This window comes from Pseudomonas sp. KCJK9058, assembly GCF_046230975.1.
Taxonomy (GTDB): domain Bacteria; phylum Pseudomonadota; class Gammaproteobacteria; order Pseudomonadales; family Pseudomonadaceae; genus Aquipseudomonas; species Aquipseudomonas alloputida.
Genome location: NZ_JBJJLR010000018.1, coordinates 1 through 25,425 on the forward strand (window position 1 = coordinate 1; position 25,425 = coordinate 25,425).

20 protein-coding genes and 2 pseudogenes are annotated in these 25,425 nt (G+C 61.6%); 15 read left to right on the forward strand and 7 right to left on the reverse strand.

Translation table 11 applies throughout. The features are described from left to right. The 3 genes and pseudogenes from ACK59Z_RS12205 to ACK59Z_RS12215 form a co-directional block, all read left to right on the forward strand. Positions 1-70 (forward strand): annotated as a pseudogene (locus ACK59Z_RS12205) (cell division protein ZapA); the annotation flags it as partial. A 227-nt stretch (positions 71-297) separates the two neighbouring features. Then, positions 298-1,326: pseudogene (mcpH, locus tag ACK59Z_RS12210) on the forward strand (methyl-accepting chemotaxis protein McpH); the annotation flags it as partial. A 135-nt stretch (positions 1,327-1,461) separates the two neighbouring features. Beyond that, complete coding sequence (locus tag ACK59Z_RS12215; RefSeq protein WP_409293108.1) at positions 1,462-2,190, forward strand: methyl-accepting chemotaxis protein; 729 nt, start codon at positions 1,462-1,464, stop codon at positions 2,188-2,190. Between the two features lie 34 nt (positions 2,191-2,224). On the opposite strand, the gene ACK59Z_RS12220 is transcribed toward ACK59Z_RS12215, so the two are convergent. Then, a complete protein-coding gene (locus ACK59Z_RS12220; RefSeq protein ID WP_409293084.1) occupies positions 2,225-3,265 on the reverse strand; it encodes a threonine aldolase family protein in 1,041 nt (346 codons plus the stop codon). Between the two features lie 338 nt (positions 3,266-3,603). Between ACK59Z_RS12220 and ACK59Z_RS12225 the strand changes: the two genes are divergently transcribed. From ACK59Z_RS12225 to fdhA, 7 genes are all read left to right on the forward strand, one after another. Continuing rightward, complete coding sequence (locus tag ACK59Z_RS12225) at positions 3,604-4,857, forward strand: serine hydroxymethyltransferase (protein ID WP_003255681.1); 1,254 nt, start codon at positions 3,604-3,606, stop codon at positions 4,855-4,857. 15 nt (positions 4,858-4,872) lie between these two features. Further along, the gene (locus ACK59Z_RS12230; RefSeq protein ID WP_003255680.1) at positions 4,873-6,123 is read left to right on the forward strand and encodes a sarcosine oxidase subunit beta family protein; all 1,251 of its coding nucleotides are present in this window, start codon (positions 4,873-4,875) and stop codon (positions 6,121-6,123) included. Between the two features lie 14 nt (positions 6,124-6,137). Then, positions 6,138-6,473, forward strand: coding sequence for a sarcosine oxidase subunit delta (locus tag ACK59Z_RS12235; RefSeq protein ID WP_108191849.1), 336 nt, complete (start codon positions 6,138-6,140; stop codon positions 6,471-6,473). Beyond that, positions 6,470-9,484: a sarcosine oxidase subunit alpha gene (locus ACK59Z_RS12240; protein WP_108191848.1), complete on the forward strand. Its 3,015-nt coding sequence runs from the start codon at positions 6,470-6,472 to the stop codon at positions 9,482-9,484. Before ACK59Z_RS12235 ends, ACK59Z_RS12240 begins: the two co-directional genes overlap by 4 nt. A 170-nt stretch (positions 9,485-9,654) precedes the next feature. Beyond that, positions 9,655-10,287 (forward strand): sarcosine oxidase subunit gamma, encoded by a 633-nt coding sequence (locus ACK59Z_RS12245; protein ID WP_014589391.1) that lies wholly within the window; start codon positions 9,655-9,657, stop codon positions 10,285-10,287. Between the two features lie 11 nt (positions 10,288-10,298). Beyond that, positions 10,299-11,156 (forward strand): formyltetrahydrofolate deformylase, encoded by an 858-nt coding sequence (purU, locus tag ACK59Z_RS12250; protein WP_003255675.1) that lies wholly within the window; start codon positions 10,299-10,301, stop codon positions 11,154-11,156. Between the two features lie 302 nt (positions 11,157-11,458). After that, complete coding sequence (fdhA, locus tag ACK59Z_RS12255) at positions 11,459-12,658, forward strand: formaldehyde dehydrogenase, glutathione-independent (protein WP_011953256.1); 1,200 nt, start codon at positions 11,459-11,461, stop codon at positions 12,656-12,658. Between the two features lie 224 nt (positions 12,659-12,882). Here fdhA and ACK59Z_RS12260 read toward each other — a convergent pair whose 3' ends face one another. Both ACK59Z_RS12260 and ACK59Z_RS12265 read right to left on the reverse strand, forming a co-directional pair. Further along, a complete protein-coding gene (locus ACK59Z_RS12260) occupies positions 12,883-13,812 on the reverse strand; it encodes an RHS repeat-associated core domain-containing protein (protein WP_108191847.1) in 930 nt (309 codons plus the stop codon). Between the two features lie 156 nt (positions 13,813-13,968). Next, positions 13,969-14,667: an RHS repeat-associated core domain-containing protein gene (locus ACK59Z_RS12265; protein ID WP_108191846.1), complete on the reverse strand. Its 699-nt coding sequence runs from the start codon at positions 14,665-14,667 to the stop codon at positions 13,969-13,971. A gap of 343 nt (positions 14,668-15,010) precedes the next feature. Here ACK59Z_RS12265 and ACK59Z_RS12270 point away from each other — a divergent pair, with 343 nt between their 5' ends. After that, positions 15,011-15,586: a DUF2780 domain-containing protein gene (locus ACK59Z_RS12270; protein WP_108191845.1), complete on the forward strand. Its 576-nt coding sequence runs from the start codon at positions 15,011-15,013 to the stop codon at positions 15,584-15,586. 85 nt (positions 15,587-15,671) lie between these two features. Here ACK59Z_RS12270 and ACK59Z_RS12275 read toward each other — a convergent pair whose 3' ends face one another. Further along, positions 15,672-16,559 carry an acyltransferase gene (locus ACK59Z_RS12275; RefSeq protein ID WP_108191844.1) on the reverse strand — a complete coding sequence of 296 codons (888 nt, stop codon included), beginning with the start codon at positions 16,557-16,559 and terminating at the stop codon, positions 15,672-15,674. 181 nt (positions 16,560-16,740) lie between these two features. On the opposite strand from ACK59Z_RS12275, the gene ACK59Z_RS12280 reads away from it, so the two are divergent. The 4 genes from ACK59Z_RS12280 (at position 16,741) to creD (ending at position 20,941) form a co-directional block, all read left to right on the forward strand. After that, positions 16,741-17,241, forward strand: a complete 501-nt coding sequence (locus ACK59Z_RS12280) for an ATP-dependent zinc protease (protein ID WP_010951688.1) — start codon at positions 16,741-16,743, stop codon at positions 17,239-17,241. A 147-nt stretch (positions 17,242-17,388) separates the two neighbouring features. Further along, positions 17,389-18,069: a two-component system response regulator CreB gene (gene creB, locus ACK59Z_RS12285; RefSeq protein ID WP_108191843.1), complete on the forward strand. Its 681-nt coding sequence runs from the start codon at positions 17,389-17,391 to the stop codon at positions 18,067-18,069. Further along, positions 18,069-19,505 carry a two-component system sensor histidine kinase CreC gene (gene creC / locus ACK59Z_RS12290; protein WP_108191842.1) on the forward strand — a complete coding sequence of 479 codons (1,437 nt, stop codon included), beginning with the start codon at positions 18,069-18,071 and terminating at the stop codon, positions 19,503-19,505. The genes creB and creC overlap by 1 nt, the downstream gene beginning before the upstream one ends. 107 nt (positions 19,506-19,612) lie before the next feature. Further along, entirely contained in the window at positions 19,613-20,941 is a 1,329-nt protein-coding gene (gene creD / locus ACK59Z_RS12295) for a cell envelope integrity protein CreD (RefSeq protein WP_108191841.1), read from the forward strand. A 165-nt stretch (positions 20,942-21,106) separates the two neighbouring features. Here the strand turns inward: creD and ACK59Z_RS12300 are convergent, their stop codons facing one another. The 3 genes from ACK59Z_RS12300 to ACK59Z_RS12310 all read right to left on the reverse strand — a co-directional run bounded on the left by ACK59Z_RS12300 (position 21,107) and on the right by ACK59Z_RS12310 (position 25,261). After that, positions 21,107-21,730, reverse strand: a complete 624-nt coding sequence (locus tag ACK59Z_RS12300) for a glutathione S-transferase (protein WP_003255655.1) — start codon at positions 21,728-21,730, stop codon at positions 21,107-21,109. Between the two features lie 3 nt (positions 21,731-21,733). Then, positions 21,734-22,402 (reverse strand): peptide-methionine (S)-S-oxide reductase MsrA, encoded by a 669-nt coding sequence (gene msrA / locus ACK59Z_RS12305; RefSeq protein WP_010951691.1) that lies wholly within the window; start codon positions 22,400-22,402, stop codon positions 21,734-21,736. A gap of 168 nt (positions 22,403-22,570) precedes the next feature. Further along, a complete protein-coding gene (locus ACK59Z_RS12310) occupies positions 22,571-25,261 on the reverse strand; it encodes a bifunctional diguanylate cyclase/phosphodiesterase (RefSeq protein ID WP_108191840.1) in 2,691 nt (896 codons plus the stop codon). Between the last annotated feature and the right edge of the window lie 164 nt (positions 25,262-25,425).

The following is a 25,425-nucleotide window of genomic DNA, read 5'->3' on the forward strand; positions in this document are numbered from 1 at the left end:
GCATCAGCAGACCCTTGCGCGAACTCAAGCGCAGATCGACGCCACGGTGCGGACCATCGCTGAGCAATAAGGCCGTATACCGTCCCCCCCGTAGGAGCGGGTTCACCCGCGAAAGCGTCAGAGGCTTCAACACCGCATTCGCGGGTAAACCCGCTCCTACAGGGTGCATCTGATTGCTTCAGATCACTGGATTAACTGGATACGCAAGTGTATACACTTTCCGCAAAACAATAATGTGCGGGGAGTAGGGGCATGCGTATCTGGCGTAAGAGCATCCAGTTGCAATTGATCACCAGCATGGGCGCTGCCTTGCTGGCGAGCATCCTGGTGGTGGTCATTATCTTCACCGTGGCGCTCAACCGCCTCACCGACCGCTACCTGGTCGACACTGCCCTGCCAGCCAGCATCGAAGCCATCCGCAACGACATCGAGCGCATGCTGGGCCAACCGTTGGTCGCTGCCGCGGACATTGCCGGTAACACCCTGCTGCGCGACTGGCTTGCTGCCGGTGAAGATCCTGCGCAGGCGCCCCAATTCATCGAATACCTGACCGCCGCCAAACAGCGCAACCACGCCTTTACTACGCTGTTCGCCTCGACTGAAACCGGCCACTACTACAACGAGAACGGCCTGGACCGCACCCTCAGCCGCAGCAACCCCAAGGACAAGTGGTTTTACGGTTACATCGACAGCGGCGCCGAGCGTTTCATCAACATCGACATCGATGGTGCCACCGGCGAACTGGCTCTGTTCATCGACTATCGCGTGGAAAAGGAAGGCAAGCTCGTGGGTGTGGCCGGCATGGGCTTGCGCATGACCGAATTATCGAAGCTGATCCACGACTTCAGCTTTGGCGAGCACGGCAAGGTGTTCCTGGTGCGCAACGATGGCCTGATCCAGGTGCATCCCGATGCTGCCTTCAGTGGCAAGCGCCAGCTTGCCGAACAGCTTGGCGCGGACGCAGCCAAAGGCGTCATGACCGGAGGCGAGAGCCTGCGTAGCAGCCGCTTCAGCCGTGACGGTGAGCGCTACCTGGCGCTGGGCCTGCCGCTGCGCGACCTCAACTGGACCCTTGTGGCCGAAGTGCCAGAGTCGGAAATTTACGCGCAAATGCATCAGGCCGTCTGGCTGACCAGCCTGATCGGTGGCGCCGTCGCGTTGGTGTCGCTGCTGTTGGTGGTACTGCTGGCGCGTGGCCTGGTGCGGCCGATCCGCCGCGTTACCGCCGCATTGGTTCAGATTGGCGGGGGAGCGGGTGATCTCAGCCATCGTCTGGACGATTCGCGTCAGGATGAGCTGGGTGACCTGGCCCGTGGTTTCAACCGCTTCCTGGACAGCCAGCGCAGCCTGATCGGCGAGGTGTTGAGTACCTCCGAGCGGCTGCGGCGGGCCGTGGAGCAGGTAACCCAGGTGGTGGACAATACCGCTGAGCGCTCCGGGCGCCAGCAGGAGATGACCGAGATGGTCGCCACTGCTGTACACGAGATGGGCCTGACCGTGCAGGACATCGCCCGCAATGCCGGCGATGCGGCCCAGGCGTCGCAGTCGGCACGAGACGAGGCGTTGCAGGCCCGCGAGGTGGTGCAACGATCCATTCGTGGCATCGAGGGCATGTCGGGCGACATCGGCAAGGCGGCCGATGCGGTCAGCCAGCTGGCCGACGAAGTCGCCTCGGTCGATGAAGTGCTCGCGGTAATCCGCAGCATTTCAGAGCAGACCAACCTGCTCGCGTTGAACGCTGCCATCGAGGCCGCGCGGGCAGGGGAGATGGGGCGCGGGTTCGCTGTGGTGGCCGATGAAGTACGTACGCTGGCCCGGCGCACACAGCTGTCCACCGACGAAGTGCAGCAGATGATCCAGCGCCTGAAGCTGGGTGCAGGTTCGGCGGTGAGTTCAATGCAGGCAGGGCAGCAGGCGACCGGCAGTGGCGTGGAATCGAGCCAGCGCACCGGGGCATCGCTGAGCGCGATTACCGACCAGGTAGAGCACATCAGTGACATGAACCACCAGGTGGCCACGGCTACCGAGGAGCAGTCGGCGGTGACCGAGGAAATCAACCGGACGGTGCAGGGGATTTCCGATTTGGCGCGTGAGACAGCGGCGGAGGTGCAAGGGTGCCGCGATGAGTGCCAGGCGTTGCGTGGGTTGGCTGATGACCTGGCGCGGCAGATGGGTGGGTTCAGGCTTTAGATCGCGGGGGCCGCAAGGCGGCCCCGGCTCTCGCTCAGCCACCAATGATCGCGCGGATATCCGCCGCCAGCTCACGCACCCGCACTTCTTCGGTATCCCACGAGCACATGAAGCGCGCGCCACCGCTGCCGATAAAGGTATAGAAGCGCCAGCCCTTGCCCCGCAGCGCCTCGATGGCGTGCTCCGGCATCTGCAGGAACACCCCGTTGGCCTCCACCGGGAACATCAGCTCTACCCCCGGCAGGTCACTGACCAACGATGCCAGCAACTGCGCGCAATGATTGGCGTGGTTGCCATGGCGTAACCAGGCGCCACCTTCCAGCAGCCCGACCCATGGCGCCGACAAGAAGCGCATTTTCGACGCCAGTTGCCCGGCCTGCTTGCAGCGATAATCGAAGTCTTCGGCCAGCTGGCGGTTGAAGAACAGAATCGCCTCGCCCACCGCCATACCGTTCTTGGTGCCGCCAAAGCACAGCACATCCACACCGGCCTTCCAGGTCAGTTCGGCCGGGCTGCAGCCCAGGAAAGCACAGGCGTTGGTAAAGCGTGCGCCGTCCATGTGCAGGTTCAGGCCCAGCTCCTTGCAGGTGGCGCTGATCGCCTTCAGCTCGTCGGGGCGGTACACCGTGCCGACTTCGGTGGCCTGGGTAATGGTCACCACGCGCGGCTTGGGGTAGTGGATATCCTGGCGTTTGAGCGCCACTTCACGAATAGACTGTGGCGTCAGCTTGCCGTTGACGCTGGCCGCTGTCAGCAGCTTGGAGCCGTTGGAGAAAAACTCCGGCGCACCGCATTCGTCGGTTTCGACGTGGGCGGTCTCGGAGCAGATCACGCTGTGATAGCTCTGGCACAGCGACGCCAGGGCCAGGGAGTTGGCAGCGGTGCCGTTGAAAGCGAAGAACACTTCGCAGTCGGTTTCGAACAGCTTGCGGAAGTACTCCGATGCACGCTCGGTCCACTGGTCGTCGCCGTAGGCGCGGTCGTGGCCGTGGTTGGCTTTTTCCATCGCCGCCCAGGCTTCGGGGCAGATGCCGGAATAGTTGTCGCTGGCGAATTGTTGGCTCTTGTCTGTCATGGCACGGTCCTGTGAACGACGCAGATCAGCACTCTAAACCATCGATTCAGCACTTGCCTATACAACCCGTGCATCGGCTGATTTCTGTGTTGTCCGGGCTGGCCCTTTCGCGGGTGAACCCGCTCCCACAGGGCGCCGCAAGCCTTCAGAGCGCCGCCGTACCTGTAGGAGCGGGTTCACCCGCGAAAGGGCCAGCACAAACAGCACAACAGCGAATGTCGTAAACGCGCCATTGCAAGGCGTGCGCAGGCATCTGACCCGGCCCCGCCAGTCATAACATCGCCACAAAGGGCCACAGTGCCCCACGACAAAAAACGATCGCTGCCGGGAGATACACAATGTTCAGCAAGCAAGACCAGATCCAGGGTTACGACGATGCACTGCTGGCGGCGATGAATGCCGAAGAACAGCGCCAGGAAGATCACATCGAGCTGATCGCCTCGGAGAACTACACCAGCAAGCGCGTCATGCAGGCCCAAGGCAGCGGCCTGACCAACAAGTACGCTGAAGGCTACCCTGGCAAGCGTTACTACGGTGGCTGCGAGCACGTAGACAAGGTAGAAGCCCTGGCCATCGAGCGCGCCAAGCAGCTGTTCGGTGCCGACTACGCAAACGTCCAGCCACACTCCGGCTCGTCGGCCAACGGCGCCGTCTACCTGGCCCTGCTGCAAGCCGGTGACACCATCCTGGGCATGAGCCTGGCCCACGGTGGCCACCTGACCCACGGCGCCAAAGTGTCGTCCTCGGGCAAGCTGTACAACGCTGTCCAGTACGGCATCGACACCAACACCGGCCTGATCGACTATGACGAAGTCGAGCGCCTGGCGGTCGAGCACAAGCCGAAAATGATCGTTGCCGGTTTCTCGGCTTACTCCAAGACCCTCGACTTCCCGCGCTTCCGCGCCATCGCCGACAAAGTGGGCGCACTGCTGTTCGTCGACATGGCCCACGTTGCCGGCCTGGTTGCCGCTGGCCTGTACCCGAACCCGATCCCGTTCGCTGATGTGGTCACCACCACCACCCACAAGACCCTGCGCGGTCCGCGTGGCGGCCTGATCCTGGCCAAGTCGAACGAAGAGATCGAGAAAAAGCTGAACGCCGCTGTATTCCCGGGTGCCCAGGGTGGCCCGCTGATGCACGTGATCGCTGCCAAGGCGGTGTGCTTCAAGGAAGCGCTGGAGCCTGGATTCAAGGCCTACCAGCAGCAAGTGATCGAAAACGCCCAGGCCATGGCCCAGGTGTTCATCGACCGTGGCTACGATGTGGTTTCCGGTGGCACCGACAACCACCTGTTCCTGGTCAGCCTGATCCGTCAGGGCCTGACTGGCAAAGACGCCGACGCCGCCCTGGGTCGTGCGCATATCACCGTCAACAAGAACGCCGTGCCGAACGACCCGCAGTCGCCGTTCGTCACGTCGGGCCTGCGTATCGGCACCCCGGCCGTCACCACCCGCGGCTTCAAGGTCGCCCAGTGCGTGGCCCTGGCTGGCTGGATTTGCGACATCCTCGACAACCTCGGTGACGCAGACGTCGAAGCCGATGTGGCGAAGAACGTCGCGGCCCTGTGCGCAGATTTCCCTGTCTACCGCTGAGTGGAGTCACACACCATGCAACGTTACTCGGGCTTCGGCCTTTTCAAGCACTCCCTCAGCCACCACGAAAACTGGCAGCGCATGTGGCGCACGCCAACCCCTAAAAAGGTTTACGACGTGGTCATTGTCGGCGGTGGCGGTCATGGCCTGGCCACGGCCTACTACCTGGCCAAAGAGCACGGCATCACCAACGTCGCCGTGATCGAGAAGGGCTACCTGGGCGGCGGCAACACCGCCCGTAACACCACCATCGTGCGTTCCAACTACCTGTGGGACGAGTCGGCGCACCTGTACGAGCACGCCATGAAGCTGTGGGAGGGCCTGTCCCAGGACCTGAACTACAACGTGATGTTCTCCCAGCGCGGCGTTTACAACCTGTGCCACACCCTGCAGGACATGCGTGACTCCGAGCGTCGGGTCAGCGCCAACCGCCTCAACGGCGTGGATGGCGAGCTGCTGAACACTGCCCAGGTTGCGGCCGAAATCCCGTACCTGGACTGCTCGAAGAACACCCGCTACCCGATCCTCGGCGCCACCGTACAGCGCCGTGGCGGCGTTGCCCGTCACGATGCCGTGGCCTGGGGCTTCGCCCGCGCTGCCGACGCCCTGGGCGTCGACCTGATCCAGCAAACCGAAGTGATCGGCTTCCGCAAGGAAAACGGCGCGGTCATCGGTGTGGAAACCAACAAAGGCTTCATCGGCGCCAAGCGCGTCGGCGTGGTCACCGCCGGTAACTCCGGGCACATGGCCAAGCTGGCCGGCTTCCGCCTGCCGCTGGAATCGCACCCGCTGCAAGCGCTGGTATCCGAGCCGATCAAGCCGATCATCGACAGCGTGATCATGTCCAACGCCGTGCACGGCTACATCAGCCAGTCCGACAAAGGCGACCTGGTGATCGGTGCCGGTATCGACGGCTGGGTCGGCTACGGCCAGCGCGGTTCGTACCCGGTGATCGAGCACACCCTGCAGGCCATCGTCGAGATGTTCCCCAACCTTTCGCGTGTTCGCATGAACCGCCAGTGGGGCGGCATCGTAGACACCTCGCCGGACGCCTGCCCGATCATCACCAAAACCCCGGTCAAGAACATGTTCTTCAACTGCGGTTGGGGTACTGGCGGCTTCAAGGCGACCCCCGGTTCGGGCAACGTCTTCGCCGCGAGCCTGGCCAAGGGCGAAATGCACCCACTGGCCGCGCCGTTCTCCATGGACCGTTTCTACAACGGCGCACTGATCGACGAACACGGCGCCGCCGCCGTCGCCCACTAACCGGAGACACCGTCATGTTGCATATTTTCTGTCCCCACTGCGGCGAGCTGCGCTCCGAAGAAGAGTTCCACGCCTCTGGCCAGGCGCACATCGCCCGCCCGCTGGACCCTAACGCCTGCTCCGACGAGGAGTGGGGTACCTACATGTTCTACCGTGACAACCCGCGCGGTATTCACCATGAACTGTGGGACCACGTTGCCGGCTGCCGCCAGTACTTCAACGTCACCCGTGACACCGTGACCTACGAAATTCTGGAAACCTACAAGATTGGCGAGAAGCCGCAAGTGACCGCCAACGGCAAAGCCACCAGCGCTGCGTCGACCGTCAAAGGCCAAGGGGAAAAAGTATGAGCCAGACCTATCGCCTCGCCAGCGGCGGCCGTATCGACCGCAGCAAGGTCCTGAACTTCACCTTCAACGGCAAGACCTACCAGGGTTATGCCGGTGACAGCCTGGCCGCCGCGTTGCTGGCCAACGGCGTCGACATTGTCGGCCGTAGCTTCAAGTACTCGCGCCCGCGCGGCATCATCGCCGCCGGTACCGAAGAGCCGAACGCCATCCTGCAGATCGGCTCCAGCGAAGCTACCCAGATCCCCAACGTGCGCGCTACCCAGCAGGCACTGTACGCGGGCCTTGTCGCCACCAGCACCAACGGCTGGCCGAACGTCAACAACGACGTCATGGGCATCCTCGGCAAGGTTGGCGGCAGCATGATGCCGCCGGGCTTCTACTACAAAACCTTCATGTACCCCAAATCGTTCTGGATGACTTACGAGAAGTACATCCGTAAAGCCGCCGGCCTGGGCCGTGCGCCGCTGCAGAACGACCCTGACAGCTACGACTACATGAACCGGCACTGCGACGTGCTGATCGTCGGCGCCGGCCCTGCTGGCCTGGCTGCCGCACTGGCCGCTGCGCGCAGCGGTGCCCGCGTGATCCTGGCTGACGAGCAGGAAGAGTTCGGCGGCAGCCTGCTCGACACCCGCGAAACCCTTGACGGCAAGCCTGCTGCCGAGTGGGTCAACGCCGTGGTCAAAGAGCTGGAAGGCCTGCCGGAAGTGACCCTGCTGCCACGTGCCACGGTCAACGGCTACCACGACCATAACTTCCTGACCATTCACGAGCGCCTCACCGACCACCTCGGCGACCGTGCCCCGATTGGCCAGGTTCGCCACCGCGTGCACCGCGTCCGCGCCAAGCGCGTGGTACTGGCTGCTGGCGCCCACGAGCGCCCGCTGGTGTATGGCAACAACGACGTGCCGGGCAACATGCTGGCCGGTGCTGTTTCCACCTATGTTCGCCGCTATGGCGTGGCGCCGGGTCGCAAGCTGGTACTGTCGACCAACAACGACCACGCCTATCGCGCCGCGCTGGACTGGCACGACGCAGGCCTGCAAGTGGTCGCCATCGCCGACGCCCGTCACAACCCACGTGGCTCGCTGGTTGAAGAAGCGCGTGCCAAAGGCATTCGCATCCTCACCTCCAGCGCCGTGATCGAGGCCAAAGGCAGCAAGCACGTCACCGGCGCCCGTGTGGCGGCGATCGATGTGCAGGCGCACAAAGTCACCAGCCCAGGCGAAATCCTCGAGTGCGACCTGGTCGCGTCCTCGGGTGGTTACAGCCCGATCGTGCACCTGGCTTCGCACCTGGGCGGTCGCCCGGTATGGCGTGACGATATCCTTGGCTTCGTGCCCGGCGATGCCCCGCAGAAGCGCGAGTGCGTCGGTGGTGTCAACGGCGTGTATGCCTTGGGCGATGTGATTGCCGATGGCTTCGAAGGCGGCGTTCGCGCAGCCAGCGAGGCTGGTTTCAAGGCCACTGTCGGCACCCTGCCAAAAACCGTGGCGCGCAAGGAAGAGGCCACCGTGGCACTGTTCCTGGTACCGCACGACAAAGGCACCAAGGGGCCGAAGCAGTTCGTCGACCAGCAGAACGACGTGACCGCAGCCGGTATCGAGCTGGCCACCCGTGAAGGCTTCGAGTCGGTCGAGCACGTCAAGCGCTACACCGCGCTGGGCTTCGGTACCGACCAGGGCAAACTGGGCAACATCAACGGCCTGGCCATCGCCGCCCGTTCGATCGGCATCACCATCCCGGAAATGGGTACCACCATGTTCCGCCCCAACTACACGCCGGTTACTTTCGGCGCGGTAGCGGGCCGTCACTGTGGTCACCTGTTCGAGCCCGTGCGCTTCACTGCCCTGCATGCCTGGCACGTGAAGAACGGCGCCGAGTTCGAAGACGTCGGCCAGTGGAAGCGCCCGTGGTACTTCCCGAAAGCCGGCGAAGACATCCATGCTGCCGTCACGCGTGAATGCAAGGCCGTGCGCGACAGCGTGGGCCTGCTGGACGCCTCGACCCTGGGCAAGATCGACATCCAGGGCCCGGACGCGCGCGAATTCCTCAACCGCATCTACACCAACGCCTGGACCAAGCTCGACGTGGGCAAGGCCCGCTACGGCCTGATGTGCAAGGAAGACGGCATGGTCTTCGACGACGGCGTAACCGCCTGCGTCGGCGACAACCACTTCATCATGACCACCACCACCGGCGGCGCTGCCCGCGTGCTGCAGTGGATGGAGCTGTATCACCAGACCGAATGGCCAGAGCTGAAGGTGTACTTCACTTCGGTCACCGACCACTGGGCCACCATGACCCTGTCCGGCCCTAACAGCCGCAAGCTGCTGAGCGAGCTGACCGACATCGACATGGACAAGGAAGCCTTCCCGTTCATGACCTGGAAGGAAGGCAACGTCGGTGGCGTGCCGGCCCGCGTGTTCCGTATCTCGTTCACCGGCGAGCTGTCGTACGAAGTGAACGTGCAGGCCAACTACGCCATGGGCGTGCTGGAACAGATCATCGAGGCCGGTAAGAAATACAACCTGACCCCGTACGGCACCGAGACCATGCACGTACTGCGTGCAGAGAAGGGCTTCATCATCGTTGGCCAGGACACCGATGGTTCGATGAACCCGGACGACCTGAACATGAGCTGGTGCGTTGGCCGCAACAAGCCGTTCTCGTGGATCGGCCTGCGTGGCATGAACCGCGAAGACTGCGTACGTGAGAACCGCAAGCAGCTGGTGGGCCTGAAGCCGGTCGACCCGACCAAGTGGCTGCCGGAAGGCGCCCAGTTGGTGTTCGACCCGAAACAGCCGATCCCGATGGACATGGTCGGCCACGTCACCTCCAGCTACGCCTCCAACTCCCTGGGCTACTCGTTCGCCATGGGTGTGGTCAAAGGCGGCCTCAAGCGCATGGGCGAGCGTGTCTACTCGCCGCAGGCAGATGGCAGCGTGATCGAGGCGGAGATCGTGTCTTCGGTGTTCTTCGATCCGAAGGGTGAGCGGCAGAACGTCTAAGGCCCCCGGTCCAACCGGTGCCAAGCGTGGAATGAGGTCTCTGTGGGAGCGGGCGTGCCCGCGAAGAGGGCGGTGAATTCAACATCGCATTCGCGGGCATGCCCGCTCCCACAGGATGGCCGTCTCCCGCAGGCATCGTGGTCGAATCCAGAATTCAAGGCAGGTAAGAAATGAGCGCTATCAACGTCTTCCAGCAAAACCCCGGCGCCGAGGCCAAAGCCCAGTCGCCACTGCACCATGCCGACCTGGCCAGCCTGGTAGGCAAAGGCCGCAAGAACGCAGGCGTGACCCTGCGTGAACGTAAGTTCCTCGGTCACCTCACCCTGCGTGGTGATGGCCACAACCCGGAATTCGCCGCCGGCGTGCACAAGGCCCTTGGCCTGGAGCTGCCCGTGGCGCTGACTGTGGTCGCCAACAAGGACATGTCGCTGCAATGGGTCGGCCCCGACGAGTGGTTGCTGATCGTACCCGGCGGTCAGGAGCTGGCAGTCGAGCAAAAGCTGCGCGCGGCCCTTGAAGGCCAGCATATTCAGGTCGTCAATGTCAGTGGCGGGCAAAGCCTGCTGGAACTGCGTGGCCCGAACGTGCGCGACGTGCTGATGAAGTCCACCAGCTATGATGTTCACCCGAACAACTTCCCGGTGGGCAAGGCCGTGGGCACCGTGTTCGCCAAGTCGCAACTGGTGATCCGCCGCACTGCAGAAGACACCTGGGAGTTGGTAATTCGCCGCAGCTTCGCCGATTACTGGTGGCTGTGGCTGCAGGACGCTTCTGCCGAATACGGCCTGAGCATCGAAGCCTAAGGAGCAAGAACATGAGTCGGGCACCGGATACCTGGATTCTCACCGCCGACTGCCCGAGCATGCTCGGCACCGTCGACGTGGTGACGCGTTACCTCTTCGAGCAGCGCTGCTACGTGACGGAGCACCACTCCTTCGATGACCGGCAGTCGGGACGCTTCTTCATTCGCGTCGAGTTCCGTCAGCCGGACGATTTCGACGAGGCGGGCTTCCGGGCCGGCCTCGCCGAGCGCAGCGAAGCGTTCGGCATGGCTTTCGAGCTGACCGCACCCAACCACCGCCCCAAGGTGGTGATCATGGTGTCCAAGGCTGACCATTGCCTGAATGATCTGCTGTATCGCCAGCGCATTGGCCAACTGGGCATGGATGTGGTGGCCGTGGTGTCGAACCACCCGGACCTCGAACCCTTGGCGCATTGGCACAAGATTCCTTATTACCACTTTGCCCTCGACCCCAAGGACAAGCCTGGGCAAGAGCGCAAGGTGCTGCAGGTGATCGAGGAGACCGGTGCTGAGCTGGTCATCCTTGCCCGCTACATGCAGGTACTGTCGCCCGAGCTTTGCCGCCGTCTGGATGGTTGGGCGATCAATATTCACCACTCGCTGTTGCCGGGTTTCAAAGGCGCCAAGCCTTATCACCAGGCCTACAACAAGGGCGTGAAAATGGTCGGTGCCACGGCGCACTACATCAACAACGACCTGGATGAAGGGCCGATCATTGCCCAGGGTGTCGAGGTGGTGGATCACAGTCACTATCCCGAAGACCTGATTGCCAAAGGGCGGGATATCGAATGCCTGACATTGGCGCGGGCGGTGGGTTATCACATCGAGCGGCGGGTGTTCCTGAACGCCAACCGGACTGTCGTTCTGTAATAACCGGTACCGGCCTCTTCGCGGCTAAAGCCGCTCCTACAGGTACAGCACAGCCCTCGGGTTGGTGCGGTCCCCCGTAGGAGCGGCTTTAGCCGCGAAGAGGCCAGCACAGGCCGCCTCTCTGTTTGCCCATACTCCCCAGCGACACCCCTGCCGCTAAAAGGCATCTCCCTGTCGCTTCCAGTCAGTGCGTCCGGCCCCATCCGGCCCACAATTCCCTGCATTCCAGTAGTACATGCCGCCCACGGATGGCGGCGCTTCAACCAACGCTGCATAAATAATAATCAAGCGAGGTACAAGCAATGTCTGGCAATCGTGGAGTGGTATATCTCGGCGCCGGCAAGGTCGAAGTGCAACACATCGACTACCCGAAAATGCAGGACCCGCGCGGCAAGAAAATCGAACACGGCGTCATCCTGAAGGTGGTCTCCACCAACATCTGCGGTTCTGACCAGCACATGGTCCGTGGCCGCACCACTGCCCAGGTCGGCCTGGTCCTGGGCCACGAAATCACCGGTGAAATCGTCGAGAAGGGCCGCGATGTCGAGCGCATGCAGATCGGCGACCTGGTATCGGTCCCGTTCAACGTCGCCTGCGGTCGCTGCCGCTCCTGCAAAGAGATGCACACCGGTGTCTGCCTCACCGTCAACCCGGCGCGCGCCGGCGGTGCCTACGGCTACGTCGACATGGGCGACTGGACCGGCGGCCAGGCCGAATACGTGCTGGTGCCCTACGCCGACTTCAACCTGCTGAAGCTGCCTGAGCGCGACAAGGCCATGGAAAAGATCCGTGACCTGACCTGCCTGTCCGACATCCTGCCCACCGGCTACCACGGCGCCGTAACCGCTGGCGTGGGCCCAGGCAGCACTGTCTACGTTGCTGGTGCCGGCCCGGTCGGCCTGGCCGCCGCGGCCTCGGCGCGCCTGCTGGGCGCCGCCTGCGTGATCGTCGGTGACCTCAACCCGGCCCGTCTGGCCCATGCCAAGTCGCAAGGCTTCGAAGTGGTCGACCTGTCCAAGGACACCCCGCTGCACGAGCAGATCGTCGACATCCTCGGCGAGCCGGAAGTGGACTGCGCCGTCGACGCCGTCGGCTTCGAGGCCCGTGGCCATGGCCACGAAGGTGCCAAGCACGAGGCCCCGGCCACCGTGCTGAACTCGCTGATGCAAGTGACCCGCGTGGCCGGCAACATCGGTATCCCGGGCCTGTACGTGACCGAAGACCCAGGCGCGGTGGATGCTGCAGCCAAGATCGGCGCACTGAGCATCCGCTTTGGCTTGGGCTGGGCAAAATCGCACAGCTTCCACACCGGCCAGACCCCGACCATGAAATACAACCGCCAGCTGATGCAGGCGATCATGTGGGACCGCATCAACATTGCTGAAGTGGTGGGTGTGCAGGTGATCAACCTGGATCAGGCGCCGGAAGGGTATGGCGAGTTTGATGCGGGTGTGCCGAAGAAGTTTGTGATCGACCCGCACAAGATGTGGGGCGCGGCGTAAAAAGCAGTTGCCTGACAAGAGCCCCTCAATTTGAGGGGCTCTTTCAAGGCTGAATAACTGATCTCAAAGCCCACGAAGCTCCAACCTAGAGCCGAGCAAGTTCCGTTGTTCCGGTGGGTGAGGTTACGTGCGATGGGTGAAAGAGGTGCGCTGCTATCCATTCTGTATAGTCGCAGGGGCTACCTTACTGCAGAAAATGGTTTGTAGTAATGCACATAGCTAAGTTAGTTTCTAGGGTTGCCGCGAATATCTCCGTTTTCATCAAAAATGCTGTCGGTGCTGCTATGGCTAGACAAAGTTGGCCTGCGCCGGCCAGGGCGGACTACGATTGCATGCCTACGTCCGGTGCCCAAGTCTGTGGGCGCTTCATTCAATCTCAAAAAATCGTCTTGCAAGGTTTCAGTTTGGTTGATTGCGTGCAGGATAACATCATTTCGTCGCGTCGATACTGAACTCGGTAGTGTGCCTTCGAATTGCATATCTCTAGTTTGTAGTACATTATCAATCGAGATTTTGCTGTTGGCTATTTTGTTAGATTCTATGCTGACGGCGGTGTGTATTTTTTTTGATGCGTGCGCGAGGCTTACAACATCTTTGCTGGGTAGGGTGGGTTGAATCTTTGAAATGATGTTTGGGTTAGTTAATATACTTTCCCAACCGTTTTCTCTAGCCTTGCGCCATGCCTTGTTTATGGATCTTGGTAGCATGGCAAATTTCGTTGAGGCGTGTCCCGAGGTGTCGGTTCTATTAATGGGGTCGTCTAGACAATAACAGTAGCTATTAATGCCGCCAGTTCCAAATGGACTATGTGAGTCGGGAGAAGAGAAACGCATAAAAATGGGAGAGAATGCACGATATCCGTTACCCAAAAGATAGGCCCGTAAGACGGGGTCGATTAACTGGCCGTCGAAACCGACCATCGAATGGTCGGAAGGTATCTTGAGGCAGTGTCCATAGCTCATATATGCGTATACGCTTTGGTCGGATAAGCTCAAAGCTCCTATCACGGTTCCGCTCTTATCCGTCTCTAGCAGGTTAGCGGCCTTGTCACTATGCTCCGCAAGTGACAGGCCGGCAGCACGAAAGATGCTACGGATATCGAGAGCTGATTTTAGGGTGTGTAGCTGTCGATTTTGGTAAAAATATTCTCTCATTTATACATTATCCATTCTGGGGTATTTTGCTTATAAGTTTCAGGTCAATGTATAGTTCGGGCGATCGCTTTGGATAGTGTGGCTCGATGAGTGCGACCAAAATCTTCCACAGCCTCACCCGCTCCATTTTGATGGGTAGCAACTGCTTGCGGTATGCTACGGCCTACTTCGAATGGGGGCGACGGCATTGCTCGACAGGTCTGGGGAAGAATGAGGAGCGTGCCGTCGGAAAGGTGGTAGATTATACTCTCGGGTGAGCCTATCGATCTCTGCTTGTCTGTGATTGAAGTTATTAATCGCGCGATCAAGTACATCTTGGGGAACTTTGGTTAGGTCAGTGTTTTTGGCTTTTTCAATGTCAGATAAATGCTCATTGTATAGCCACCATCTGTCACTGCTGGCTTGCTTTTGTTCGTATGCACGAATGAACGGATTGTTGTTGGAGTTTCCGTCCTGTATGTTTTTGCTTTTAGTTGGCGTTCCTCGAGGGGGTTGTGGGGGGCGTTTAGATTTTGGTGTGCGGCCAAAAAATCGATTCTTAATGCCTTTGTATAGGCTATTAAGTGGCTTGATGATAATGAGGATAGGAATTCGCCCTGAAGGATCAATTTTCCCTATGGGGTCGCCGTTACAGTACATGTATGTGTTGATACCACCCTCTGAGAATGGGCTTAACTCGTCTGGTGAAAGGAATCGCATAAGCTTTGGGCTGTACAAGCGATGTCCATTGCCTAGCGGATAGGTGGTGGTCACAGCGTCAAAGAACTCGCCGTTGAAGCCGATCGATGGTCGCCCCGATATTAACGTCGCAGACTGGCCGTAGGGGGAATAAGTAAATGCTCTAATTCTTCTCATTGAGTTGGCCTCGTCGATCTGAAATCTCGCGTTCCCTGAGTGGGCTAGGGTGGTAAGGGCGATGAAAGTTTATTATGGGCATGTTACAGGAAACGTTTAACTGGCGTGGGACATCAGTGGCGACGTCTCGCCTACGACTGCTTAGTTCTAGTAACGTATTCATTCGAAAAGAGAGGGCACTTGCGATATCCTGGTATTTGGATAATGTGCTGTTACTGTGCTCTTCCCTAAAGGCAGTGACAACTAGCAATTTTGTCAGGTATCGCCCGCTGGAACCAAGTCTCGAACGTCGGGTCTAAAGTTTACTTTCGCGGGCCATCCCGGCCTATGAGGTCTTCTTCCAATGAAAGCTTTCACCCTGGCAACCCTGATGACCCTGGCCGCAAGCCCGGTGTTCGCCTTCAACCTCAGCGACGCCGCCAACGCCGTGTCCGCCATGCAGAACCAGCAACAGCAAGGCCAGGTACAGGCACCGGAAGCGCAGGCCAATCTGCTCAACACCCTGGGCAGCCAGCTGAACATCACCCCCGAACAGGCGGTAGGCGGAGCAGGTGCCATGCTGGGGCTGGCACGCAACAACCTTAGCAGCGATGACTATGGGCAACTGACCAAGGCGGTGCCAGGGCTGGACCTGCTGGCCGGTACAAATGCGCTGGGCGGGTTAAGTGGGTTGGGTGATTTGCTGGGCAAGAACAGCGAGAGCCAGTCGGCATTGAGCAACGCACTGGGCAACAACGTGGAAAACCGTAGCGACCTGGACAATGCGTTCAAGGCGCTAGGCATGGATACCGGGATGATCGGGCAGTTTGCGCCGTTGCTGCTGCAGTATCTGGGGCAGCAGGGGGTTGCCGGGGCGTTGTTGCAGAATCTGGGGAGTTTGTGGACCACACCGGCGCCATTGGCTCAGCCCTCGGTCTGAAGGTCGGGTGAGGATTCTTGCGCAGTCTGCCCGGGCCTCTTCGCAGGGTGCCCGCGAAGAGGCCCGGGCAGACACTTGAAAATTATCAGCTCATTTCCTGCCGTAGCTGCTCGATCCGCTGGTCCTTCGCCACCCACAGCTGGTTCACCCAAGCCTGCACCGCCTGACGAAACTCGGGATCATTCTCGTAATCCCCCGCCCACAACGCCGGGTCCAGCTCCCGCACCTGAATGTCGATAATCACCCGGCTAATGCTGCCATTGAGCAGGTCCCAGAACCCCGGCGCCTTATTACCGGGGTACACGATGGTCACATCCAGCAGGGCATCCAGCTGTTCGCCCAATGCCGCGAGCACAAACGCTACACCACCCGCCTTGGGCTTGAGCAGGTAGCGATACGGCGACTGCTGCTCCTGGCGCTTGGCTTCGGTAAACCGGGTGCCCTCCAGGTAATTGACCACGGTCACCGGCTGGCGCTTGAACAGCTCGCAGGCCGCCTTGGTGATTTCCAGGTCCTTGCCCTTGAGCTCCGGGTGCTTTTCCAGAAACGCCTTGCTGTAGCGCTTCATGAACGGGTAATCCAGCCCCCACCAGGCCAGGCCCAGCAACGGTACCCAGATCAGTTCCTTTTTCAGGAAGAACTTGAAGAACGGTGTACGGCGGTTGAGGCTTTCGATCAGCGCCGGGATGTCGACCCAGGTCTGGTGGTTGCTCACGGCCAGGTACGAGGTGTCCTTGCGCAGGTTTTCCACACCGCGGATGTCCCACTGAGTAGGGATGCACAGGGCGAAGATGGCTTTGTCGATTTCCGACCAGGTTTCGGCCACCCACATCACTGCCCACGAGGCATAGTCACGCCCACGGCCTGGCAGCACCAGCTTGAGCAGGGCGAAGACCAGCAGCGGGCAGATCAACACCACGGTGTTGAGCAGCAGCAGGGTGGTAGTGAGAATGCCGGTCAGCAGGCGACGCATAAAGAGACTCTTGTTGTGGGAGATAAACGGTTGGCAATGATAAGCAGGGCGGTGGCCTACGCCAAATGTCCAATGCCCGACGGTGGGGACAAATGTTTCACATTATGTTGGTTAGGCTCGTGACAGCGAACCTATCTGCCCAGTGCAGTCTAAGCATTGACCCTCTCAAGGAAGCCTGCTTGTGAAATCTCTTTTAGCCATGTTGTCGCTGTTGGCGCTGCCGGTGATGGCCGCCGAACCCACTATCTACGGCCGTTACGAGAATATTGCCCTGCCTGAACTGGGCGAAACCCTGAAAGCCAAGATGGACACTGGCGCCTTCACCGCGTCGCTGTCGGCCAAGGATATCGAGCTGTTCACCCGCGATGGGGACGAGTGGGTGCGCTTCCGCCTGGCGACCAAGGAATCGGACGGCAAGGTGTACGAGCACAAGGTCTCGCGCATCAGCAAGATCAAGGGCCGTGCCGATGAAGAGGACGAAGGGGATGCGCCAGAGGTCTCCAAGCGCCCGGTGGTCGACCTGGAGTTGTGCCTGGGGGATGTGAAGCGCACCGTTGAGGTGAATCTGGTGGACCGCAGCAACTTCAACTACCCGCTGCTGGTGGGTTCCAAGGCGCTGCGCGAGTTCAAGGCGGCGGTCAACCCGGCGAAGAAGTTCACTGCTGGCAAGCCAGGCTGCTGATCTGAAGCGTGCGCCATACAATGTAGGAGCGGGCTTGCCCGCGAACACACATAATGGGGTGTCAGGCACCGGCTTCGCCGGTGTTCGCGGGCAAGCCCGCTCCTACACTGAGATGTGCCAACCTTCAAAACCGCAAGGCCGGACGCCATGCCTCATATCCTCATCGTCGAAGACGAAGCCGCCATCGCCGACACCCTGGTCTACGCCCTGCAGGCCGACGGTCACAGCACCGAGTGGGTAACCCTGGGCAGTGCCGCCCTCGACCAGCAGCGCCAGCGCCCGGCCGATCTGGTCATCCTCGACATCGGCCTGCCCGACATCAGTGGCTTCGAAACCTGTCGCCAGCTGCGCCGGTTCACCGAGGTGCCGGTGATGTTTCTCAGCGCCCGGGACGGTGAAATCGACCGCGTCGTGGGCCTGGAAATCGGTGCCGACGACTACGTGGTAAAACCTTTCAGCCCTCGTGAAGTGGCAGCGCGCGTTCGGGCGATCCTCAAACGCATGGCCCCGAGGGCCGAGGTTGTCGGCGAAACCAGCTTGTTCCAGCTCGACACCTTGCGCATGCAGATTACCTACCGCAGCCAGCCGCTCACTCTCACCCGGCATGAGTTCCGCTTGCTGCAATGCCTGCTCGAACAACCGCAGCGGGTGTTCAGCCGCGAACAGCTGCTCGACGCTTTGGGCGTGGCCTCCGACGTGGGCTATGAGCGCACCATCGACAGCCATATCAAGAGCCTGCGCGCCAAGCTGCGCCAGGTAGCGGGTGACGCCGAGCCGATCCAGACCCATCGCGGCCTCGGTTACAGCTATAGCCCGGAGCACGCCTGATGCGCTTGGGTATTCGCATCTTTCTGGTGTACTTCCTGTTCGTCGGTTTGGCCGGTTACTTCTTGCTCAATACCGTACGTGAACAGATTCGCCCGGTAGTGCGCCAATCCTCCGAAGAAACCTTGGTAGACACTGCCAACCTGCTGGCAGAAATCCTGCGTGATGACGTCAAGGCCGGCACCCTGAACCAGGGCCGCCTGCCTGAGGTGCTCGAGGCCTACGGCTCGCGCAGCCCGGGTGCACAGATCTGGGGGCTGGCCAAGAACCAGGTCAGCCACCGCATCTACGTCACTGACGCCAAGGGCATCGTGTTGCTGGACTCCAGTGGCGAGGCCCTGGGCAAGGATTACTCGCGGTGGAATGACGTGCTGCTGACCCTGCGTGGCCAGTATGGCGCCCGCTCCACCCGCAGCGACCCCAACGACGAAAGCACCTCGGTGATGCACGTTGGCGCGCCGATCATCGACAACGGCAAGATCATCGGCGTTGTCACCGTCGCCAAGCCCAATAGCTCATTGCAACCCTACATCGACCGCTCCGAGCGGCGCCTGCTCACCCTGGGGCTAGGGCTGATCGGCCTGGGCTTGCTGATCGGCGCGGCTCTGTCGTGGTGGCTTGCGCGCTCGCTGCGCAAGTTGGCAGGTTATGCGCAGGCGGTCAGCGAAGGGGAACGTGCGGAGCTTCCCCATTACAAGGGCGGCGAGCTGGCGAACCTGGCACAGGCAGTGGAGCGCATGCGCACCCAGCTGGAAGGCAAGGCCTATGTCGAGCGCTACGTGCACACCCTGACTCACGAGCTGAAAAGCCCGCTGGCGGCCATCCGTGGTGCTTCCGAGCTGTTGCAGGGCGAGGATATGCCCGCTGATCAGCGGGCACGCTTTGCCGGCAATATCGAGCGCGAGAGCGAGCGGTTGCAACAGATGATCGAGCGGCTGCTCAACCTGGCCAGGGTCGAGCAGATGCAGGCGCTGGAGGACGAGCAGCAGGTGGCGCTGGCGGCGTTGGTCGATGAGTTGCTGCTGGCCCATGCGGCGCGTATCGAAGGCGCCCGTTTGCAGGTACGTCAGCGGGTGCCTGCCACTTTGCGCTTGCTCTGCGATCCGTTTCTGATGCGCCAGGCGTTGGCCAATCTGCTCGACAACGCACTGGACTTCACCCCGGAAGGGGGCACGCTGCTGTTCGACCTGGAGCGCGATGGCGAACGGGTGGCGTTGAGCTTGTTCAACCAGGGGCAAGCGATACCGGCCTACGCCATCGGGCGGGTCAGCGAGCGGTTCTACTCGCTGCCGCGGCCCGGGAGCGGGCGCAAGAGTACCGGGCTGGGGCTGAACTTCGTGGCCGAGGTGATGCAGCTGCATGGCGGAGCCTTGGCGGTGGACAACGTCGATGGCGGGGTGCGGGTGCGGTTGTGGCTGCCGGTGCGGCGCATCAGCTGAGACAGCCGGGGCTGCACAGCAGCCCCAAATACACGTAAATCACACACGCGCTCCACAAAGCCTCCACGCAAGGCGCAGACACTGCGCCCACTGCCACAGGAGGCCACATGAACAAGACCCTCGGTTTCAAACTCGGCATGATCGCCATGCTGATGTTGCTGCTGCTCATCCCGCTACTGCTGATCAACGGCCTGATCGACGAACGCCAGGCCATGCGCGACGGCGTGTTGCGCGATATTGCCCAGAGCACCAGCTTCGACCAGCAACTCAGCGGCCCGCTGCTGGTGGTGCCGTACCGCAAGTACCAGCGCCGCTGGATCGAAAAGGACGGTGAGCGTACCCAGGAAACCAGCACCATCGCCGGCCACCTGTACTTCCTGCCGGAAACCTTCGACGCCGACCTGGGTGTGGACACCGAACTGCGCGCCCGAGGCATCTACCAGGCGCGGTTGTTTCACACCAAAGGCCGTATCAGCGGCCGCTTCAAGCTCCCGGCGCATTGGGGCATCGACAAGGACTTTGACGACTACCGCTTCGACACGCCGTTCCTGGTGGTGGGCATCAGTGATATCCGTGGTATCGAAAGTGCTCTGGAGCTGAGCATGGACGATCAAAAAGTGCCGTTCGAGCCCGGCACCCAGCTCGACTGGATGCGCGGCGGCGTACACGCCAGCCTGCCGGGGCTGGACGGGCTACAGGCGCGAGCGTTCAGTTATGGCTTTGACCTGGCGCTGCAAGGTACCGGCCAGTTGCACGTGGTCCCCGTGGGCCGTACCAGCAGCGTGGACATGCGCGCCAACTGGCCGCACCCGAGCTTCGTCGGCAACTACTTGCCCAACCGCCGCGAAATCGATGCTCAAGGCTTCAGTGCCCATTGGCAAACCTCGTTCTTTGCCACCAACCTTGAGGATGCCATACGCCAGTGCGCTAACGCCGGGCAGTGTACGGATTTCAGTGAGCGTAGCTTTGGCGTGAGTTTTATAGACCCGGTGGACCAGTACCTGAAAAGCGAGCGGGCAATCAAATACGCGTTGTTGTTCATTGCCCTGACCTTTGCCGGCTTCTTCCTGTTCGAGGTAATGAAGAACCTGAGCGTGCACCCCGTGCAGTACATCCTGGTGGGCGTGGCGCTGGCGTTCTTCTATCTGCTGCTGCTGTCGTTGTCCGAGCACATCGGCTTTGGTCTGGCGTATGGGCTGTCGGCTTCAGCCTGTGTGCTGCTGATCGGCTTCTACCTGAGCCATGTGTTGCGCAGCCTGGTGCGAGGGGTGGGTTTTGCAGCGGGTTTGGCGGCGTTGTACGCGCTGCTCTTCGGGCTGCTGAGTGCCGAAGACTATGCGCTGCTGATGGGGTCGCTGTTGTGTTTCGGCTTGCTTGGGGTGTTCATGGTGCTGACCCGGCGGCTGGACTGGGCGCGTGTGGGGAGGGCGGCATGAGGGAGGATAGAGAGATCGGGCGCTGGTTGGCGCTCAGGATCGGGCTGTTGTTTCCTGTGATACCGAGGTGAGGCCTTCGCGGGCACGCCCGCTCCCACAAGCCCACCACAGATAGCGCACACTGTGGAAAACCTTGTAGGAGCGGGTTTACCCGCGAAGGGGCCCTCAGGCCACTGGCGCTGTAGCGACCATCGATGGCCGCTTGACCACCTCGGCATACCACGCCGCCAACCCAGGCTGGCGCTCACGCCAGCCAAACCCGGGCTGACGCAAATCCAGATAGCCCAGCGCACAGGCCACACCAATCGCCGCCAGGTCGAAGCCGGAGATCAGCTCCGGCAAGTGCTCCTGCTCCAGGTTGGCCAGGCTACGGCGGATCTTGTCACCCTGCGCTTGCAGCCAGCCATCCCAGCGCTTGTCTTCTGGCCGCAGGAAGCTCTCATACCGGCTCGACACCGCCGCATCCATGATCGCATCGGCCTGTGATACCAAGGTCATGCGCCGCCAGCGCGCCGAACCTTCACGCGGCAGCAGCGGCAGGCCAACGTGCTGCAGGTCGAGGTACTCGCAGATCACCCGGCTGTCGTGCAGCACGGTGCCGTCTTCCAGGCGCAGGGCCGGGATTTTGCCGATCGGGTTGTCCTGGTTGAGCTGCGGGTCGCCGCTCACCGGGCTGATGTTCACCGGCTGCAGCTGCACACGCTCAAGCTGGCCGGTCTCGTGCAACACCACCATGACCTTGCGCACGAAAGGCGACAACGGCGAGTGGAACAGGGTCATCGTGCTCATGCTTCAGTTACCTTGCAGGCTGGGTGGCAGGCACACGCCGGTGCCGCCGATGCCGCAGTAGCCGTCCGGGTTCTTGGCCAGGTACTGCTGGTGGTAGGCCTCGGCGAAATAGACGGTCGGTGCCTGGTCGATTTCGGTGGTGATCTCACCGAAGCCGGCCTTGCTCAGCTCGGCCTGGAAGGCGTCGCGGCTGGCCTTGGCCTGTTCCAGCTGTTCCGGGCTGGTGCAGTAGATGGCCGAGCGGTACTGGGTGCCGATGTCGTTGCCTTGGCGCATGCCTTGGGTCGGGTTGTGCAGCTCCCAGAACATTGCCAGCAGTTCGCGGTAGCTGACCTTGTCCTTGTCGAACACCACCAGCACCACTTCGGTGTGGCCGGTCAGGCCCGAGCAGACTTCTTCGTAGGTAGGGTGCGGGGTGAAGCCGCCGGCGTAGCCGACCACGGTGCTGACCACACCTTCACGCTGCCAGAAGCGGCGCTCCGCGCCCCAGAAGCAACCCAGGCCGAAGATGGCGAAGTCGATGGCGCCTTCGAAGAACGGGCCGAGCAGCGGGGTGTCTTTGAAGACATAGTGGAACTCGGGCAGGCTCATTGGCGTGTCGCGGCCAGGCAGGGCCTGTTCCGCAGTTGGCATGACGTTTTTGTTCACCAGGATTTCCGAACGCAGGACCATGGCCGTTCCTCTGTGTTTATTCAGTGGGGTAGGGGTTTGGGCCTTCGCGGGCATGCCCGCTCCCACAGGTACAGCACAGGTTTCAAAGGTTGTGGTGTTTCTGTGGGAGCGGGCGTGCCCGCGAAAGGGCCCGAATGGCTTCTATAGTGCCCGAGGATTACGCAGCTGTCAGGCCACCGGGCCACGCGGATAGCGCTTCAGCCGCTCGGCCAGCTCGCGCCCGGGAATCGGCCGGTCGAACAGGTAACCCTGGCCCACGTCGCAGCGGTGACGGCGCAGGAATGCCAGCTGCTCCGGCGTCTCGATCCCTTCGGCCACCACCTTCAGCTTCAGGTTGTGGGCCATGGCCACCACCGCCGAGGTGATTTCCATGTCGTCCTGGTTGTCGGGGATTTCGTTGATGAAGCTGCGATCGATCTTGAGGATGTCGATCGGAAACTTCTTCAAGTAGCTCAGCGACGAGTAACCGGTGCCGAAGTCGTCCATGGCCAAGGTCAGGCCCAGGGCCTTCAGCTCGTCCAGCTGGCGGTGGGTGTCTTCGCTGGCTTCCAGCAGCAGGCCTTCGGTCAATTCCAGCTCCAGCAGGTGCGGGGGCAGGGCTTCTTCCTTGAGGATGGTGCTGATCGACGCCACCAGGTCCGGGTCGGAGAACTGTTTGGGCGACAGGTTGATGGCTACATGCAAGTTGCCCAGGCCGGCCTTGCGCAGTTGCTGGCTCATGCAGCACGCCTGGCGCACCACCCATTTGCCGATAGGGATGATCAGGCCGGTTTCCTCGGCCACGCTGATGAACTGGTCCGGGCGGATCATGCCGCGTTCGGGGTGGTTCCAGCGCAGCAGCGCTTCCAGGCCCAGCAGGCGACCGCTGCGCAGGCACAGTTTGGGCTGGTAGAACACGTCCAGCTCATTCTGGGTCAGGGCACGACGCAGGTTGTTCTCTACGAACAGCTTGTAGCTGGCTTCGGCGTTGAGCACTTCGGTAAACACCTGTACCTGGTGTTTACCGTTGGCCTTGGCCTTGTGCAATGCAAGGCCGGCATTCTTCATCAGGCTGGCCGGGTCGACGCCGTGCAACGGTGCACAGGCCAGGCCTACCGAGGCGGTGACGTTGATCAGCTGGTTGTCGACGAACATCGGCTTGTCGAGGGTGCACAACAACTGCTGGGCAACGCCTTGGCCATCTTCAAGGCTGGTGTCGTCGAGCAGCACGGCGAACTCGTTACTGGCAAAGCGCGCCAGGATGCCACCGCTGTGCAGGCTGTTGCGCAAACGCCTGGCCAGGCTGATCAGCAGCTTGTCGCCGGTCTGGTGGCCAAGGCTGTCGTTGATGCGCTTGAAGTTGTCGATGTCCACCAGCAGCAGGCACATCGAGCTTTCGCCATCGCGGGCGAAGCGCTCGTCCAGGCTGCGGATGAACGCCGGGCGGTTGCCCAGGTTGGTGAGGTTGTCGGTGTAAGCCAGGCGTTCGATGCGTTGCTGGGCCAGCTTGGTCTGGGTGACGTCTTCGTAGATGCCGATGTAGTGGGTCAGCTCACGGTTGTCACCGTACACCTTGGAAATCGACAACTGGCCCCAGTACGGCTCCAGGTTTTTGCGCCGGCTCTTGAACTCGCCCTGCCAACTGTTGCCCATGGCCAGGCTCGACGGCGAGTCGAACAGCAGTTCGCTGAGGTTCTCCAGGGCCGGTAGCTCGCCCAGCTGGCGGCCCTGCACTTCGTCGGTACTGTACTGGGTGATGGCGGTGAAGCTGGGGTTGACGTACTCCACCCGGCCGTCGCGGTTCACCAGCAGAAAGGCGCTGGCGCTCTGCTCGACCGCACGCTGGAACAGGTGCAGGGCGCTGGCCGCGGCCCGTCGTTTGTGGTTTGTGATCACTTGGGCGAACTGGTCGGCCAGCTCGCCGGCAAAGGCAATCTCGTCCGACTGCCAGGCCCGTGGCTGGCCGGTTTGCTCCAGGCACAACACGCCGATCACCTGGCCATCGACACGGATGCTGGCGTCGAGCATGGCCTTGTTTTCCGGGCGCATGCTTTGCGCCAGGGCGCGGGTGCGCGGGTCGTGGCCGGCGTTGTGAGCGTCGATGGCGCGGCTTGCGTGCAGTGCATCCAGGTAGTCGGGGAAGCGGCTGGCATCGATGGCTTCGGGCTGGCGGTGCTCCTGCGCGTCGCGGTACCAGGCGATGATCGGTTCCAGGCGTTGGTCTTCCAGGTGCCAGATGCTGGCGCTGTCGACCTTGTAGATTTCGCAGGCGCTCTGGGTGATCAGCTGGGCCGCTTCGAGCAGCGAGTTGCCCGCGCTGTAGCGATGGCGGGCGAGGCGCAGGATAAGGTCCTGCTGGCCGCGCACCCGCTCCAGGTGCTCCAGTTGTTCTTGCTGCGTGCGCTGGTTCAGCTGCAGGGCCAGTTGCAGGCGGTTGTTGCGTGACTCCAGGTCGCTGGCGCCGGGTTCGCCGGTCTCTTCCTGCTGGTCGTCGAGCACGCTCAGGTAGCCGCGCAACAGTTGGCGGTTGTGTTGCTTGTAGGCTTCACCCGCTTCCAGCAGGCGCAGCGAGGTTCTCGGCGTGTGCAGGGTGTAGCGCACGCGATAGTAGCCGCGCTGGGCCAGTTGCAACTGGATTTCGTCGTGCAGCCGGTAGCGTGCTTCGGGTTCCATCAGGCTGGCGTAGGGCGCGTCAATCAGGGCACACAGCTCGCCGGTTTTCAGGCCGAACTGGCGCTCACAGGCTGGGTCAAGGTAGAGCATGGCCCAGGTGGCTTCGTTGAGCCTTTCGAAACGCAGCATGCCGAGCCGCGAGGGCACGGGTAACTGTGTCACGACCTCGGCCGCCACACGGCTGGCGGCATCGGGTTGGCTTTTCATCGAAGACTCGCTTGAAGAGGGAACGCTGCCTTGTGGCTGCGGCGGATTTGGCAAGGTTGCATCATGTCCCGAGGGCTGGCAAGCGGCCATGCTTGATGCTGTGGACAGGTTATCGGCTGACGTGGCCGATTCTGCAGTTTGGCTGGAGATTTTGGGGCCGCTTT